The sequence below is a fragment of the Zobellella aerophila genome (assembly GCF_039539325.1).
Lineage (GTDB): Bacteria > Pseudomonadota > Gammaproteobacteria > Enterobacterales > Aeromonadaceae > Oceanimonas > Oceanimonas aerophila.
Window position 1 is genome coordinate 129,231 of the sequence record NZ_BAABCX010000003.1, and the last position, 16,697, is coordinate 145,927.

The window sequence follows — 16,697 nt, forward strand, 5'->3', positions numbered from 1 at the left end:
GCCGTAACCGTAGAGAGGCGGCAACAGGGCCGCCTCCGCCGACACGCCATGGAGAAATGACACCGATGGTTTCAACCTGCTGCGAGGTGACCACGCCGGTGTCCCGCACCCAGCCACTGATAAGCTCGGCCGGGGTGAGATCGAAGGCGGGGTTGAACACCCGCGCCCGCTCCGGTGCCCATTGGTAGCCGAAAATAAAAATAACAAAAAACGTTCCCACTTATTACAAAGTGGGAACGTTTCGTCATTGGTTGCAGTTGTGTCGTCAGCCGTACTTCAGAAAATAGTGTTGAACCTTAATAGTGGATTTGGACGTCACAAATAAACTATTACCAAGCGACGGCCGCGCCGTCGGTACGGGGCTAGGTCCCAGCACAAAGTGTTCCGCTCTCTGAGTCACGCAAGATAATCCGGCCTCGACCGAGGCTCAGCGAATCTGTGCGTTTTATGACATTATGGCCTCTACACATAAGCGCTTGATCGCTCTCGTGTAAAAAGCCACGTCTGCCCTCTGGGCGCGCTTGCTGTTACTGCTGTAACCGGGCGAGATCAGCGGCATTCATCAACTGAAGAATGGAGTTAATGAATCCTTCCAGTGCCCGCAGTGACAGGCCAAAGAAGACCTTGAGCATGAGGGCGGGTTGCTGATGTTGTGCCGCGCTTTGGCCATCTGTCTGCTCTTGAGTTCATTCGTCAGGCGATCAGGTCATGGGTGAGACAGATAGTTCACTGATTTAGGAAACAACGCCCTAGGCCGAGAGTTCTCTGCGGAGGATTTCTGCACCTGCACTTAAGGCATTTAGCTTGCCTCTTGCTACCCGACGAGATAAGGGTGCCATGCCACAGTTGGTACAAGGGTAGAGCTTGTCGGCATCTACAAACTCAAGTGCTTTTCGCAGAGTATTGGCTACTTCCTCTGGCGTCTCAATGCTATTGGTTGCAACATCAATGGCCCCTACCATCACCTTTTTACCTCGAATGAGTTCAAGCAGTTCGATTGGGACACGAGAGTTGTGACATTCTAAGGATATAATATCGATATTAGACTTTTGCAGTTTGGGAAAGACCTCTTCATATTGTCTCCACTCAGAACCCAACGTCTTTTTCCAATCCGTATTGGCTTTGATGCCATAACCATAGCAAATATGTACAGCAGTTTCACATTTAAGGCCTTCAATGGCTCTTTCTAAAGCTGCAATCCCCCAATCATTTACCTCATCAAAAAACACATTAAATGCAGGCTCATCAAATTGGATAATATCAACACCAGTTGCCTCTAATTCTTTGGCTTCTTGATTGAGTATTTTGGCGAATTCCCAGGCTAGTTTTTCGCGACTTTTATAGTGGTCGTCATAAAGCGTATCTATCATAGTCATGGGGCCTGGCAGCGCCCATTTAATGGGTTGCTTGGTTTGCTGACGTAAAAACTTGGCATCTTCAACAAAAACCGGCTTGTGGCGACTTACTGCGCCAACGACCGTCGGTACACTCGCATCATAGCGATCACGAATTTTAACAGTCTTACGTTTTTCGAAATCAACACCGCTAAGGTGCTCAATAAACGTAGTCACAAAATGTTGGCGCGTTTGCTCGCCGTCACTGACAATATCAATACCTGCTTGTTGCTGCTCTTGCAACGACACACGTAAAGCATCGTGTTTACCATCAATCAATTCCTCTTCTTGCAATTTCCAAGGTGACCAAAGTGTCTCAGGTTGTGCAAGCCAAGAAGGTTTGGGTAAACTGCCCGCAGTTGAAGTGGGTAATAATTTCTTCATGAAAATACCTTTTTACATTCCCGTTAATTATAAAGCGCAATTGGCAGACCATTGCTCAAGAATAGATTGGTATGGCCTGATGAAATGCTTCTCAGCAAATTTACCCTGCTTAATACCTAACTTGCTACGTTCTTCTCGATCATAAATGATTTGAGTTAATGAATGATCCAGGTTCTTCAAGCTTGGTTTATAGCACTTTCCTGCTGCAGCGTTAGCATTATAAATCTCAGGTCGGTAAATCTTTTGAAAAGTTTCCATCGTGCTGATGGTACTTATAAGCTCAAGATTACTGTAATCATTAAGCAAATCACCAAAGAAATAAAAAGCCAGAGGAGCAACGCTATTTTGCGGCATAAAGTAGCGGACTTCCAACCCCATTTTTTTGAAATATTGCTCAGTCAAAGATGATTCATTTGGCTGGTATTCAACACCCAGTGCGGGATGCTGATTTTCAGTCCGATAATAGGTCTTGTTATCCGAAATACTGAGACAGATAACAGGGGGTTTAATAAAGTTTTGTTTGTAGGCATCTGAGTTCACAAAGCACTTGAAGAGTTTTCCATGCAGATCGCCAAAATTATCTGGAATGCTGAATTTTGGTTGATTCTTATTATGATCCAACAGCAATACGCTGAAATCATAATCTCGCACATAAGAGGAAAAATTATTTCCTACAATACCTTCAATACGTTTGTTAGTTTTGTGATCAACAATATTCGTTTTCAATACTTCAATCGTAGGGAAGGTATGACCCTTGCCTTCATTATCAATATCCATATCAACGGAAATTATTTCAAGTTCGACAGAATAACGATCTCCTTTGGGATTATCCCAATGCGCCAAGGCATTGAAACGATTGTCAATCATCTTTAAGGCGTTGCGCAAGTTCTCTTGGCGGCTCTCTCCTCTAGCCAAATTAGCAAAGTTGGTAGTAATACGCGTATTGTCTGAGGGCTGATAATTTTCATCGAAACCAATGCTGTTTATAGCAAATGTAAAGTCGTTACTCATCGTGATCTGGCATCCAATTTTCCGAGATAAAATCTGAATTTATTTATTGCTATTTCTGGGCTTACTTATTTTTTCATCGCCAAGCGGCACAGTCCTTCCTGGTTTTGTCTAATTAACAATCAATGGCAATGTTATCTAGAAGTCCAGATGTCTAGAGCTAAGCGTAGATATGTTATACAGGGATGGTTACATGAAAAATAATGATTTCATTTCATAAAAACATGAACAAAGCTCATGATTCGTTGTAAGCCAGCGGTCAAGCGGTATGCCACATTTACGGTGTGGGTGCACTTGCAGATGCAGCTGTATCCCGGCGGGTCAGGGTACGTCTATCAGCTGAAAAATGGCAGTATCACTGCCGGATAGCCTCTTCATCCATCCGAAAGGTCAGTAAACTGCGATTGACCAAGGTCAGGTTGTATTGCAGACAGTTGCCGATGTTGTGCCGTGCTTTACTTATCTTTTTATGCCTGAGTCCGTTCGTCGGTTGATCAGATCATAGCGGAGACAGATAGTTCACTGTATAGGAAACAACGCCACCTGACAGTAGCAGCAGCTGTATTAGTGAAAAGATGTGTGAGTTTAAATAACTGTTCCTAATTGTGCTATAGAAATCAGGATCGAACGCAGACACGCCGTAAACCCATCCTTGGGGGCTCCGCCGCGCCATCCCTGGCGCGGAGGGTCTGCTAATCGAATCCTGACTTCTGTCTCGAAATGTAGCGGTATTTGTATCAGTTATTTAAAGGCAAGACTGAGTAATTACCTGATGTGCTGAGCCTGAGCAATGAAATCACTCAGGTAATTAATCTGTTCTTCGCCTTTTCGCATTCCCAAAAAGATCTGTTTTCTAATCCCATGGTTACCGAACCGGAGGCTTTTAATAGCCATTGTTTTGGCGAATTCATCCACTAACCAACCAGGCAATGCACAGACGCCTCTGCCTGCTGCCACCATTTGCAACATGATTTCCGTCGTTTCGATGGTCTTGTGTTTTTTGACCGTGCATTTTGCGGGGTTTAAAAACTGACTGTAAATATCCAGCCGCGCAGGCTCTACCGGATAGCTGAATAAAACTTCTTCATTTAGCTGTTCAGGCATGATCGAGTTTTGTATGGCAAGGGGGTGAGATGCCGAAACGACGAGTCTATGTTCATAGTCAAATACCGGTATAAACGTCACCTTAGGTTTATACAAGGGATCAGGTGTGACGAGGATATCTATTTCGTAGCTATGCAGGGCGCCTAGACCACCGAACTGAAATTCCTGCTTCACGTCAATGTCAACGTTTGGCCACTTTTCAAGATAAGGTTCAATCACTTTTAACAGCCATTGATAACAAGGGTGGCATTCCATGCCGATGCGAAGTGAACCCATTTCGCCTTTCGCTATCTGACGCAATAGAAGTTCAGTGTGTTGAAATTGCGGCAATACCCGATTGGCAAGAGTCAAAATTTGTTCACCTGCATTGGTAAGGCACAAGTTTCTACCTTCTTTTTGCCAAACAGGTGTTTTGATCTGGCCTTCTAATTTTTTAATGCTATGACTCAATGCAGACTGGGTTAAATTTAACGATTCAGCAGCCTGGGTTAAGGTTCCTTGCTCTTTTATTGCTGCCAGTACTTCAAGGTGAAACCGCTCCAACATAACTTAACTCCGGTCTTTAGCACTTAATAATATGAATATAATTCATGATTTATTGAAAATATATCATTATTTTCATTGTTTAAATGTCGTCAATGCATATCTAGAAGTATTTTTGATGCAAACTAATTGACGTTGTTGATCAAAGCAGAGCCGGGACAGTCTATCCCCATTGGGGTAGATGCCTTTAACTGGTCGGCTGACGAACAGGCATACCGAGCCCGATGACTTTGTTCATGACCTTCACGTCGCCGAGGCTTGACCGGCGTTGAAGGGGGTTGAGCAAGGTGGGCAAGACCTCGTTATCCGCCGCATTCTCCAGGCTGATTTCAGCAACGATGACCTTGTGGGTGTACGCATCGACAGCAAGGTGCAACTTACGCCAGACACGGCGCTTGTCCTGCCATGCTTGCGCTTACAGATGCTGCTGCGGGGTGACCACGCCGGTGCCGGCACCCGGCCACTGATAAGCTGGCCGGAGTGACATCGAAGGCAGGGTTGAACACCTGCGCCCGCTCCGGTGCCCATTGACAGCCGGAAATTAGAATAACAAAAAACGTTCCCACTTATTGCAAAGTGGGAACATTTCGCCATTGGTTGCAGTTGTGTCGTCAGCCGCCCTTCAAAAAATAGTGTTTAACCTTAATGGCTGACTTGGACGTCACAAATAAACTATTACCAAGCGACGGCCGCACCGTCGGTACGAGGTTCGGTCCCGGCACAAAGTGTTCCGCTCTTTGAGTCACGCAAGATAATCTGGCCTCGACCGAAGCTCAGCGAATCTGTGCGTTTTATGACATTATGGCCTCTACGCATAAGCGCTTGTGCAAGATGATCAGGAAAATGGGGCTCAACTTCAACGGTTCTTCCTTCAGTCCATTTCCAGCGAGGCGCATCGAGCGCCGCCTGCGGATTGTAATGTTCGTCCAGCATGCTTGTGATGACCTGCACATGACCTTGTGGTTGCATAAAACCACCCATAACACCAAAGGGACCAACGGCTTGGTTATCGCGGGTAATAAACCCGGGGATAATCGTGTGATATGTCCGCTTCCCCGGTTCCAAACAGTTCACGTGCTCTGCATCCAGGGAAAATGACCACCCACGGTTTTGCAGGCTGATACCTGTACCGGGAACGACCACTCCAGACCCAAAACCTTTAAAGTTGCTCTGGATAAAAGAAACCATATTCCCATCGGCATCGGCAGTGGCCAAGTAGACGGTTCCACCTTGGATGGGGTCTCCTGGTTGAGGATGCAGGGCTCTGTCACCGATCTCTGCACTACGCTGCAGAGCGTAATGGGGGGAAAGTAGTTCCTTCAAATCGACTTGCATATGTTCCTGTTCGGTGATGTAGCGAAAGCCGTCCACGTAGGCCAGCTTGGTGGCTTCGATACGCCGATGTAATGTTTCCACTTCGTCATTGGAAGCGTTCATGCCCTCCAACATATTCAATGCCATCAAGGCAATCATGCCGGAACCATTGGGAGGCATTTCCCAGATGTCATAACCACGGTATTTGACACTCACAGGCTCAACCCACTCAGCTTTGAAGGCGGCCAGATCGCTCTCGCGTAAAAAGCCACCATGCTCAGCCGCATGGGCAGCAATTTTGGCGGCCAGCTTGCCATGATAAAAATCTTCGGCGTGACTCTCTGAGATCGCACGTAATGTGTTGGCATGATCGGGGGCTTTCCATACTTCACCTATACGTGGGGCTCGTCCATCGATACTGAATGTGTCAAACCAAGGTCTGAATACGGCATCATCGTAAGCACTATAGGCCGCATGTGCCTCTTCCCACATCTGGCTAACCACGGGTGAAATAGGAAAGCCCTGTTCAGCAATGTCGATGGCCGGAGCAAGAAGCTGTTTGAAAGGCAACTTACCGAAACGTTGGGACAAGGCTGCCCATGCAGCCGGCGCCCCTGGAACTGTAACGGGAATCCAGCCATGGGTTGGCATCTTTTCATGGCCTAAGGCACGAACCGCCTCCCGTGAAATACTTTTCGGTGCTGGACCGCTGGCATTCAGACCATGCAATTCATCATTGACCCAGACAATTGCGAAGGCATCACCACCAATTCCATTGGAGGTAGGTTCAACCACTGTAAGAGCAGCAGCGGTAGCGACCGCAGCATCTATAGCATTTCCTCCCTGCTTAAGAATATCCATTCCTACTTGAGCGGCTAACGATTGAGAGGTAACTACCATTCCTCGCTGACCATAGGTAACCATTCGACGAGAGGGGGATGGATAAAAGAGAGCATCATTTTTCATCCGTTAACTCCTGTTTAGGGGCGTGCTTCAATTGTCGCCTTGGGTTTGAGGGTGTGCGCAATCCTGCGATTTTGAAGGATAGAAAATACGACCGAAATAAGTGCCAGCGCGAAGAAAAAGGCCGAGAATGGGCGTGTGAAAAAAGTGGTCCAGCTCGGATCTAACTCGAGAGCACGAAACATTTGAGTTTCTAGATTATTACCTAAAACCACACCTAAAATTAGTGGCGTGAGAGGAACTGCTGCTTTCCACAGTAAATATCCGAGAATACCGAAGATGAACAGCACCCAGACATCAAATAAATTATTGTTTAATGCAAAAGATCCGACAGCACAAAGCATTAATACGGAAGGAACTAATATCTGCTGAGGGACTTTCGATATTTTAGCAAACCAACGTAGAAGGAGTATTTGACAGAATACCATGACAAAGGCAGCAATTAACAGGCTAGCATAAATACTTCCTACGAGGATGGGGTTCTGCTCGAACATAAGTGGTCCGGGAGTGATTCCATGTAATATCAGTACTCCCATCATGATGGCCATTGGCAGATCACCTGGAATTCCAAGTGCCAGTGTTGGGATAAAGGCCCCGCCTGCAACGGCACTATTGGATGCTTCGGATGCAATGATCCCATCGGGAATGCCGGTGCCATATTTACTGGGGTCGCGTGATAGTTTTTTTGCTTGATCGTAACTAAGGAAATTAGCCACGGTTCCACCAGTCCCTGGTAGGGCGCCGACCAGGCCTCCGATTATCGAGGAGCGTATTATGTTTATTTTCTGACGGGAAAGGTCAATGATTATCTTACGGTAAGGGATTTTCAATGATGTGCTTATTCCTTCCTTCTTGCCACTTTGCTCGGAACCCAATGATTGAACATTGCTCATTAGTTGAGAGAAGGCGAACACACCAATCATAACGGGCAATATTTCAAAACCGTCACTCAAAGGCTCAAAGCCAAAGTCAAAGCGTAGGTTGCTATTTCTATCAAAGCCAACTGTGGTAATAAATAACCCAATCGCCGCTGCCATCAAGCCTTTAAGCAAAGCCCCGTTGGATAGACCAGCCACTAGCGTTAAAGCAAAAACAATTAAAGCAGTAATCTCCCATGGGCGGAAGTTCATACTAAACTTAGCAATCAGTGGCCCAAAAAATACCAGCATTAGAATACTGATCAAGGTGCCGAAAAATGAGGCGAACATGCCAATTCCAAGCGCTCTACCAGGTTCTCCTTTTTTAGCCATGGGATAACCATCGTAAACGGTGGTTATCGATGACGGGGTACCTGGGATACCAAGCATAACTCCCGACACGATACCGCCAGAATATCCCCCAACGAAAACACCCACCATAAGAGCGATACCGCTAACTGGATCCATCGAAAAAGTGAATGGAAAGACAACCAGGATAGCCATTGTCACTGTAAAACCAGGAATGCTTCCACCAATAATACCAAATAACACACCAGCAAAAATCAAAGATAGTGTATATAAGTCACCGACCTGCGTCAGCGCTTGTAGCAATGACTCACCCATTAGTGCGCTCCGTAACTGTTAAGGTAGCCAGACGTTCAGGCCGAATTTAAAAATAACGTATACCAGTGGAACCATGATTCCTGAAGTTAAAATATTGACAACCCATTTTTTAGGTGTATTGACTTCCAATAAAAGTCCCTGCATGGTGACCATAAATACCATGGTGGAAATTAGGTAGCCGAGTATAGGGAGAAGTGCTGCGTAACTGCCAAATATGACAAAGATACCAAATACTTTCCAATCGAATACCAGTCGTTTTTTTGAACCATCTTGTTCAATTGGTGCGATGTTAATAAATGATTTAAGTAAAACCAGGGTTGCGGTGACACCAATGATCCCTAAAAGGATCTGGGGATACAACGCTGACCCATAAGCTTGCCAGCTCGTCTTTTCAGGAATATTTTCTGACTCAATGAACAGTATGACGACCATGAGCAATACAGCTATAGCAAGATAGCGGTCCTTATTCATGTTCTTATTAACTCCAGATTAGGTTGATAGGGTAACCATACTCATTACTTGGAAAAGTCCACCTTCTTTGCGACATTCTTAAGTACGACTTCACCATCCATTAGGAACTGCTCATATTCATTGTGGGGAAGGTAATTTATTACTGAGCCAAACTCGTTTTCGATTCTGTTAACAACGCTATCATTCTCAAGAGCTTGCTTATAAGCGTTTGCAATCACTTGGATATCTTCTTCTGGAGTACCTTTAGGTGCAAAAATACCACGACTGGTAGTGTTGACAAGATCAATACCTTGCTCTTTAAGGGTTGGGGTATCAGGAAGGGCATCAAGACGCTCGTTATAGGCAACCCCTAGTGGCCGGAACGTACCTTCTTCGAAGAATGAATTGCCCGCAGCCATGTTGAGCAGGGTGAAGTCAATCTCATGTGCGAGCAAGGCAGAGACTTGTGAACCCGTATCTGGGTAGCCTATTAGACGAATATTTTCTAACGGAATTCCTGCTGCTTCAAAGAACTGGATCCAAAAGAAGTGATCGGTGGAGCTAGGGATCATACCTACACGCACATTACCCGGATTTTCTCTGACATACTGGGCTATGCTCTTAGCGCTTTTTACAGGGTGATCAGCATAAGTAGAGGGCATGTTGACTGTTTTAGTCAGAAGGGCAACCGGTTCAAATGCGTCATAAGAATAATCGACCATCCCGGAGATTTTTGACAAAGCAATAGTTTCATGACTACCAAGTATGGTGTATCCATCAGGCTTGGCATTTTTTACCTCACGCGAACCTCGGGTAGCCCCAGCCCCCTGAATGTTGACCGGTATAATGGATTGGCCGAGATTTTTTTCTGCCTCTTGAGATATAAGTCTAAAGATAATATCAGTAGCCCCACCAGGACCATAGGGTATAACTAACTTAATATCTTTCTCAGGAAATTTATTCGCAGCATGTACTGAGGTGGCGGCAACAAGCGTCAATGAAGAAATTGTAATAAGAGCCGTTAATGACTTGAGTTTCATATCCACACATCCTTGTTAAAAGTGTTTCTGGTTCAAGTGATTAAATAATTAAAAATAGCAAGTATTAACTAAGTTGGAAATGCTTCATGCAATACTGACAATAATTAATTTCTTTTAGTTCTTGTTCACTATTTGACTCATTGGTTGAGCAGCAACCCTCCATAAATAAGTGAGAAAAAGACTACGAAAGCTGGGTGAATTTTAAATTTAATCAGGGCAACTCCTGATAATGAAGCTATTACTAGCATATGTATCAGCCCTGGGTTATCAATCCCTTCGGTAAAGAACCCCATGGTCAACCAAGCCATCATAAGTGCAATAACCGGCCGTACCCACTGGCTCATACGCTTTACCCGGAATGAATCACGATAGCGATAAAGCACACCAAGGGAGCCTAACATTAATAATAATGAAGGGACCACAGTGGCAAGCACGGCAACCATCGCACCGGTAATACCAGCCACTTCGTAGCCCACGTAGCCCGCCATCTTGGTTGCTATCGGGCTGGGGAGTGCATTACCCAACGCCAAGGTCTCAGCAAATTCTTGAGAATTCATCCAGCCATAATGGCCAACCACCTCTGATTCAATTAGCGGGATAATCGCCGGTCCACCACCATAGCCGATGATGTTTGGAACAAAAAAAGCACAGAACAGATCCCAGTAAATCATTCAGTGGCCTCGTTATTTTTATATGTCCGTTCGGGGAGCAGCCATGCCATAATCAGTAAGCTACCAATAACCCAACCCGGATGGATTCCCAGCCAATAGATAAGCACGCCGGCCACAATCATAATAACTAAGCTCATGAACAGTCCAAGGGTCTTGTAGGATTTATCCCAAAAATCCCAAGTAAGTTGACCCATCATGACCATGACCACTGGTATGACTGCTTGGCCCATGCCGTGAATCCATCCAATATCCCGATATCGACTGAATATACTCAGTAATAGGATCATTCCTGCAATCATCGGCAGAATAACGGCCAAGACAGTGCTGATACAACCAAGTACACCACCAACGCGATAGCCGATATACCCGGGGAGCTTAGTGGCTATTGGCCCAGGCAAGACGTTGGCAATGGCTAGCACATCGGCGAATTCTTCCTCTTCGAGCCAGCCGTAACGTTTGACCACTTCTTGATGCACTAGAGGGATCATCGCTGGCCCACCGCCGAATCCAAGCAGGCCAATTCGTATAAAGGCCATGAAGAGCGCGCCTTGTGATGCTGGCCTCATACGAAATGCCTCGCATGCAAGCTAGGCATGAGGCAAAAACAAAAAAATGTTATCTTCGGCTGAAGAGTTTCCATAAAGTATTTTTCCTTTTTAATCGTTATTTTTATGAAAAATCGATTATTATTGGAATCTATACTTAACGTGATGTTGCGTCAACCCTTCATCTAGAATTGTTTAATCAGGAGAAATAGTGGACATGAAGCACACTAGTAGCAGTACCACGGCGGCTAGCTGTATGTTCGAGACATTACGCCAGGATCTGATTAACGGACGCTTTGCTGCGGGAGAGAAAATCTCTATCAGTGCGCTCAAGGAGCATTATCAAGTAGGGTTGAGTCCACTTCGCGAAGCGCTGAACAGGCTGGCTGCCTACGGCCTGCTTATCCAGGAGAATCAACGTGGTTTTCGTGTGCCTAAACTGTCACGCAACGAGCTTGACGACATTACCGACATGCGCTGCAAGCTGGAAGGAATGGCATTAGAGCGAGCCATATCCAATGGAGATGCAGAGTGGGAGTCTCAGCTGGTAGCAGCCGCATATCGACTGAATCGCGTAGAGCATGGTCAAATGGAGACCTCTGAGTGGGAAGCTGTTCATGTACACTTTCACCGGACCCTGGTAGCCCCCTGTGGCTCCGAGTGGTTAACGCGTTTCATCGAACAATTGCATGATCAATTTGATAGGTACCGGCGTTTGGCTCCACCGATACCCGAAAGCCGTACTATTTTGGACGCACAGCATAATGAACTCGTAGAACTAGCACTCCAACGCAAAACTATTGAAGCTCAAGAATTGTTAACAGAACACATCCGTTTGTCCTATAAGATAGCGCTGGGTAGCTGTCGGGGTCAGCATGATTGATCATGCAGTGGCTCCTGCCATTCTGCCGCGGAGTTTGCGCGCCCCAGCCGCCTATATTACCGCAATGCTTGTTTGAATATGCCTGCCTCGACCTGCTGCGGGGTGACCACGCCGGTGTCCAGCACCCAGCCGCTGATAAGCCCGGCCGGGGTGACATCGAAGGCGGGGTTGAACACTTGTGCCTGCTCCGGTGCCCACTGGCAGCTGCCGAAACTGCCGGAGACCCCGGTGACTTCCGTCGGCTCACGTTGTTCGATAGGAATGGCGCTGCCGTCAACGCAGGCCGGATCGTGGGTGGTGTGGGGAGCCGCCACATAGAAGGGGATGCCATGGTGTCGGGCCAGCACCGCCAGGTTATAGGTACCTATTTTGTTGGCCACGTCACCGTTGGCGGCGATGCGGTCGGCGCCGACCCAGATGGCATCCACCTCTCCCCGGGCCATGGCCACCGCGGCCATGGAGTCGCAGATCAGCTGATAGGGAATATTCAGCTGGCCCAGCTCCCAGGCGGTGAGCCGGCCGCCCTGCAGCAGGGGACGGGTTTCATCCACCCAAACGCCGGCCACCTTGCCCCGCTCATGGGCGCGACGGATCACCCCCAGGGCGGTGCCGACGCCGGCGGTGGCCAGGCCACCGGTATTGCAGTGGGTCAGCAGCCGGCTGCCGGGCTTGACCAGCTCGCTGCCCTGGTCGGCGATGGCGTCGCAAAGCCGCCTGTCTTCTTCCACCAGCCGGTAGGCTTCGGCGATAACCGCCGCCGCCATGCCGGGCTGTTCAATGGCCTGCGCCATGCGATCCAGGTTGTTCATCAGGTTGACCGCGGTGGGGCGGGAGGCGCGCAGGGTGAGCAGTGATTGCTGCAGCTCGGCCTTGTCGGCGCCACGGCTGGCCAGCACCGCCAGCAGCAGGCTGGCGGACAGGCCGATCAGCGGGGCGCCGCGCACTTTGAGGGCGCGGATATGGGAGACCAGTTCCTCGACCGACTCGCAGGGCAGCCACAGGCTTTGCTGGGGCAGGGCCTGCTGGTCCAGTATCCACAGGCGGCCATCGTTCAGTTTCAGGCTGGTGGCGGCAAGGTCTTTCATCATCACAGGGCTCCTCTCGGCGGTTGCGCATCTGCCCTCATTCTGCCAACATGCCGTTTGGATGTATAGGCGTCCACACTCTTTTACGCCTATCGGTTTTTATTCTAAATAACCGCTCCGTATCTGACAGAAGCTTCTGGCCCCGGCGTAGCAGGTCTGCCTGCCAGATCCTGATTTTTGTCCCGGGAGGAGTGGCATTAACTTACTCTAGTGAATATCACCAGCAAGCAGGGAGACCTTGCCTCATGAGCCGTTACCGTATTTTCAACACCCAAGATGCCATCGAATACGCCCGCGAGTTTGGCCGCTGTTTCAGTTCCGACAGCCGGCTGAGCGCCGAAGAGATCGGTGATGGCAACCTGAACCTGGTGTTTAAAATTCACGAAGAAGGCACGGATCGGCGGCTGATCGTCAAGCAGGCTCTGCCTTATGTGCGCTGCGTGGGGGAGTCCTGGCCGCTGACCCTGGACCGTGCGCGGATCGAGGCGGAGGTGCTGCTGCGTCATGGTGAATTCTGCCCCGAGCACACGGTGGCGGTACTGCATCACGATGCCGAGCTGGCGATCATGGTGCTGGAAGATCTGTCCCACTGCCAGGTCTGGCGCGCCGGCCTGATCGCCGGCAAGGCCTACCCCAAGGCAACGGCCCAGCTGGGGGAATACCTGGCACAGACCCTGTACCACACCTCGGATTTTCATCAGCCGTCCCAGGACAAGAAGGCCGATGTGGCCCGCTTCATCAACCCGGAAATGTGCGAGATCACCGAAGACGTCTTCTTTACCGATCCCTATCGTGACCATGAACGTAACAATATCAACCCGGATATTCGTGCCGACGCCGAGCGGCTGTGGGCCGACCGGCCGCTGAAGGCGAGGGTGGCGTCGCTCAAGCATGCCTTCCTGACCCGGGCCGAGGCGTTGCTGCACGGCGATGTGCACTCCGGCTCCATCTTTGTCGACGAAGATACCCTCAAGGTATTCGATGCCGAATTTGGCTATTACGGCCCCATGGGCTTCGATGTGGGCTCGGCCATCGGCAACCTGCTGCTGAATTTCTGCGGCCAGCCCGGCCTGCAGACGCCGGAACAGGCGTCGGCCGCCCAGGACGCCCGCATCCAGGATGTGCTCATCCTGTGGCAGACCTTCAGCCGACGGTTTGCCGCCCTGGCGGCCGGCAATCGGGATCAGGCCCTGGCCGAGCCCGGTTATCTCGATGCCTTCCTGGGCCAGGTATGGCGGGACAGCCTGGGCTTTGCGGGTACCGAGCTTGTCCGCCGCACCATAGGCATCGCCCATGTGGCCGATCTGGACGGTATCGCCGATGCGGCCGCCCGGGCCCGCTGCCAGCGCACCGCCCTGGCGCTGGGCCGGGACCTGATCTTGTCCGCCGATGCCCTGCACGACAGCGGTGCTTTGGTGAATCTGCTCACTTCTTACCGCTAAGAGGCGGGACTTGGCCGGTATTTATCAATACAATGTCGGCCAGGTCTTTATAGCTGACGGTTTTCCATGGCAGACGAAACGATAAAAACCAAGAAGACGAAAACACCAAAACCGGCCAAGCCGGCAAAACCGGGCAGCGGCAGCCAGGTGCAGTCCCTGTCCCGTGCCCTGCTGCTGCTGGAACGGCTGGCCGCTTCCGATATGGGGATGTCCCTGACCGAGGTGGCCGGCAGCCTGGGGCTGGCTCCTTCCACCACCCACCGGCTGTTGAACAGCCTGCGCAGCCATGATTTCGTGGATGTGGACGAGGCCCAGGGCCTCTGGTCGATCGGGGTCAATGCCTTTTCCATCGGCAATGCCTACCTGAAAAAGCGGGACTATATCGCCCAGGCCCGGCCCTTTATGAAACGGCTGGTGGCGGAAACCGGTGAAACCTCCAACCTCGCCATCCTGGAAAAAAACAGTGTGGTCTATGTCGGCCAGGTGGAGTCCCCCCAGACCATGCGCATGGTGGTGTCTCTCGGCAACCGTTCGCCGCTGCATGCCTCGGGTGTGGGCAAGGCCTTGCTGTCGGCCATGCCGCGACGGGATGCCATGGACATCATCAAGAAAACCGGCATGGTTACCTTCACCGGCAATACCATCACCAGTCCCAACCAGTTTGAGCAGGAGCTGAACAAGATAGGCCAGCAGGGCTATTCTCTGGATGATGAAGAGCAGTTTGAAGGCCTGCGCTGCATCGCCGCCAATATCTATAACGAGCATGGCGAAGCGGTCGCCGGCATCTCCATCTCGGGCCCGGCGGTACGGGTCAAGTGGGAGCGCATACCCATGCTCAGCGCCCTGGTGATGGACGCCGCCCGGGAGGTGACCAAGGCCATCGGCGGCCAGGTACCGGCGCTGTTGAAAAAAGCCAATGATGGCTGATATCACCAGCCCTCGCCAATAAACGACAAAAGCACCACGAAGGTGCTTTTGTCGTTTATATGATGGTTTCCGGGGTTATACGGTTGCGGCCGCGGCCAGTACCCTGTTGCGTTCCTTGGCCCTGGAGAGGGGGATCATCAGCGCTATCAAGGTGGCGATGGAGACGGCGGCAATCCCCCACCCCGCCAGCGGATAGCCGCCCATCGAGATCAGCATGCCGGATATGGCCGGGCCCAGCGCGATCCCTAGGGTCAGGAAGCTGCCACAGGCGGCGACGACCCTTCCCTGCTTGTCCAGAGAGGCGGCCAAAGCGGTAAGGTAGGCCAGGGCATAAAAATAGGTGAAGGAGATCATCATGACCGCAATGGTATACATGGTCTTGGAGTGTTCGCCGAGCACATAACCCAGGCTAACACCGCCGCAGGCCAGCACGCCTATGATCACCGGGGTACTCATGCCAAACTTCTTGCCGATAATGGCCGCCATCAAGGGCCCGATCAAACCGACAAAGGACTGAAACGAGAACAGCATCCCTAGGGTTTCTCCATCGTAGCCGACCCGGATGCCGACCTGTTCGACAAAGGCCCAGCCCATGGTGTCGCGGGCGGCAAAGAGAAACATGGCCAGCATCATGCTGATGGCCACGCCGGAAAGCAGCTTGCTGTCGGGCGCGGCCTGATGGTGCACATGGTGTGAGGTATCGGCGTACTGCTTCATGAAGAAGATGGGCAGCAACATCACCGTCATGGTGATGGCCATCGCATAATACAGGCCGGACAGGCCATAACTGGCCATGGCACTGGCGAAGGCCAGCATGACCACTATCATCAGGCCCACAAAGAAGACATTCATGTAGCCGGCAACCTTGTCGGGATCCTTAGCGCTGGAAACGCAGGCATTACCGCAGGCAAACGCCAGGCCGGTGCCGACGCCGGTGATGCAGCGCAGTGCCGCCAGCAGTTCCACTTGCTGGATCGAAGCCGAGGCCAGGTTGGCCCCGATTGCAATAATGGAACCAATCAGGGCCATTGTCTTGCGAGGGGCCCGGCCCATCAAGGGGGCCACGATCAATGAGGCCAGCATGGTAAAGACAAACTCCGCCGACAGCAGCAAACCGGCCTGGGCTTCATTGAGGCCAAGATCATTGATCACGGCACTGATCAAAAAGGGCAATGCGAGTAAAGCAAGCAAACCGACGCCGTAGGCGGCAGCGAAAGAAGAAAGCACCAGGATCCAGCTTTCCGGCATGAAATCACGTACCTGTTTCATATCAAATCCCTCCGATGGATTGCATCGTAAAACCGAGCCAATAGTTATTCATCAATAACAAGGTGACATTGCGCTTCACGTGTGTTTTCTGGCCCCGCAGGGGCCCTTTGTTCGTCACCCCCCTTGCTATGTTG

At 50.2% G+C, this 16,697-nt stretch carries 15 protein-coding genes and 1 pseudogene; 4 read left to right on the forward strand and 12 right to left on the reverse strand.

Annotated elements, in window-relative coordinates; genetic code table 11:
- Positions 1 to 65: 65 nt before the first annotated feature.
- Positions 66 to 188 (forward strand): hypothetical protein, encoded by a 123-nt coding sequence (locus ABD806_RS12120; RefSeq protein WP_344958314.1) that lies wholly within the window; start codon positions 66 to 68, stop codon positions 186 to 188.
- Positions 189 to 749: 561 nt separating this feature from the next.
- On the opposite strand, the gene ABD806_RS12130 is transcribed toward ABD806_RS12120, so the two are convergent.
- From ABD806_RS12130 to ABD806_RS12175, 10 genes and pseudogenes are all read right to left on the reverse strand, one after another.
- Positions 750 to 1,778 (reverse strand): methionine synthase, encoded by a 1,029-nt coding sequence (locus ABD806_RS12130; RefSeq protein ID WP_344958316.1) that lies wholly within the window; start codon positions 1,776 to 1,778, stop codon positions 750 to 752.
- Positions 1,779 to 1,805: 27 nt separating this feature from the next.
- The gene (locus tag ABD806_RS12135) at positions 1,806 to 2,789 is read right to left on the reverse strand and encodes a DUF1852 domain-containing protein (RefSeq protein WP_344958318.1); all 984 of its coding nucleotides are present in this window, start codon (positions 2,787 to 2,789) and stop codon (positions 1,806 to 1,808) included.
- Between the two features lie 762 nt (positions 2,790 to 3,551).
- Positions 3,552 to 4,436: a LysR family transcriptional regulator gene (locus tag ABD806_RS12140; RefSeq protein WP_344958320.1), complete on the reverse strand. Its 885-nt coding sequence runs from the start codon at positions 4,434 to 4,436 to the stop codon at positions 3,552 to 3,554.
- A 259-nt stretch (positions 4,437 to 4,695) separates the two neighbouring features.
- A pseudogene (locus tag ABD806_RS12145) lies at positions 4,696 to 4,847 on the reverse strand (transposase); the annotation flags it as partial.
- Between the two features lie 261 nt (positions 4,848 to 5,108).
- A complete protein-coding gene (locus tag ABD806_RS12150) occupies positions 5,109 to 6,713 on the reverse strand; it encodes a gamma-glutamyltransferase family protein (RefSeq protein WP_344958322.1) in 1,605 nt (534 codons plus the stop codon).
- A gap of 14 nt (positions 6,714 to 6,727) precedes the next feature.
- Positions 6,728 to 8,251, reverse strand: a complete 1,524-nt coding sequence (locus ABD806_RS12155; RefSeq protein WP_344958324.1) for a tripartite tricarboxylate transporter permease — start codon at positions 8,249 to 8,251, stop codon at positions 6,728 to 6,730.
- Positions 8,252 to 8,269: 18 nt separating this feature from the next.
- Positions 8,270 to 8,722 carry a tripartite tricarboxylate transporter TctB family protein gene (locus ABD806_RS12160; protein ID WP_344958326.1) on the reverse strand — a complete coding sequence of 151 codons (453 nt, stop codon included), beginning with the start codon at positions 8,720 to 8,722 and terminating at the stop codon, positions 8,270 to 8,272.
- A gap of 44 nt (positions 8,723 to 8,766) precedes the next feature.
- Positions 8,767 to 9,741 carry a Bug family tripartite tricarboxylate transporter substrate binding protein gene (locus ABD806_RS12165; RefSeq protein ID WP_344958328.1) on the reverse strand — a complete coding sequence of 325 codons (975 nt, stop codon included), beginning with the start codon at positions 9,739 to 9,741 and terminating at the stop codon, positions 8,767 to 8,769.
- A gap of 137 nt (positions 9,742 to 9,878) precedes the next feature.
- Positions 9,879 to 10,412, reverse strand: coding sequence for a chromate transporter (locus tag ABD806_RS12170; RefSeq protein WP_344958329.1), 534 nt, complete (start codon positions 10,410 to 10,412; stop codon positions 9,879 to 9,881).
- Positions 10,409 to 10,948 (reverse strand): chromate transporter, encoded by a 540-nt coding sequence (locus ABD806_RS12175; RefSeq protein ID WP_344958331.1) that lies wholly within the window; start codon positions 10,946 to 10,948, stop codon positions 10,409 to 10,411. Before ABD806_RS12175 ends, ABD806_RS12170 begins: the two co-directional genes overlap by 4 nt.
- 265 nt (positions 10,949 to 11,213) lie before the next feature.
- On the opposite strand from ABD806_RS12175, the gene ABD806_RS12180 reads away from it, so the two are divergent.
- Positions 11,214 to 11,840, forward strand: a complete 627-nt coding sequence (locus tag ABD806_RS12180; protein WP_344958333.1) for a GntR family transcriptional regulator — start codon at positions 11,214 to 11,216, stop codon at positions 11,838 to 11,840.
- A gap of 56 nt (positions 11,841 to 11,896) precedes the next feature.
- Here the strand turns inward: ABD806_RS12180 and mtnA are convergent, their stop codons facing one another.
- Positions 11,897 to 12,928, reverse strand: coding sequence for an S-methyl-5-thioribose-1-phosphate isomerase (mtnA, locus tag ABD806_RS12185; protein WP_344958335.1), 1,032 nt, complete (start codon positions 12,926 to 12,928; stop codon positions 11,897 to 11,899).
- A 242-nt stretch (positions 12,929 to 13,170) separates the two neighbouring features.
- Here mtnA and mtnK point away from each other — a divergent pair, with 242 nt between their 5' ends.
- A complete protein-coding gene (gene mtnK / locus ABD806_RS12190) occupies positions 13,171 to 14,367 on the forward strand; it encodes an S-methyl-5-thioribose kinase (RefSeq protein WP_344958337.1) in 1,197 nt (398 codons plus the stop codon).
- Between the two features lie 66 nt (positions 14,368 to 14,433).
- Positions 14,434 to 15,294: an IclR family transcriptional regulator gene (locus ABD806_RS12195; RefSeq protein ID WP_344958339.1), complete on the forward strand. Its 861-nt coding sequence runs from the start codon at positions 14,434 to 14,436 to the stop codon at positions 15,292 to 15,294.
- A 75-nt stretch (positions 15,295 to 15,369) separates the two neighbouring features.
- Here ABD806_RS12195 and ABD806_RS12200 read toward each other — a convergent pair whose 3' ends face one another.
- Positions 15,370 to 16,563: an MFS transporter gene (locus tag ABD806_RS12200; protein WP_344958341.1), complete on the reverse strand. Its 1,194-nt coding sequence runs from the start codon at positions 16,561 to 16,563 to the stop codon at positions 15,370 to 15,372.
- Positions 16,564 to 16,697 lie beyond the last annotated feature (134 nt).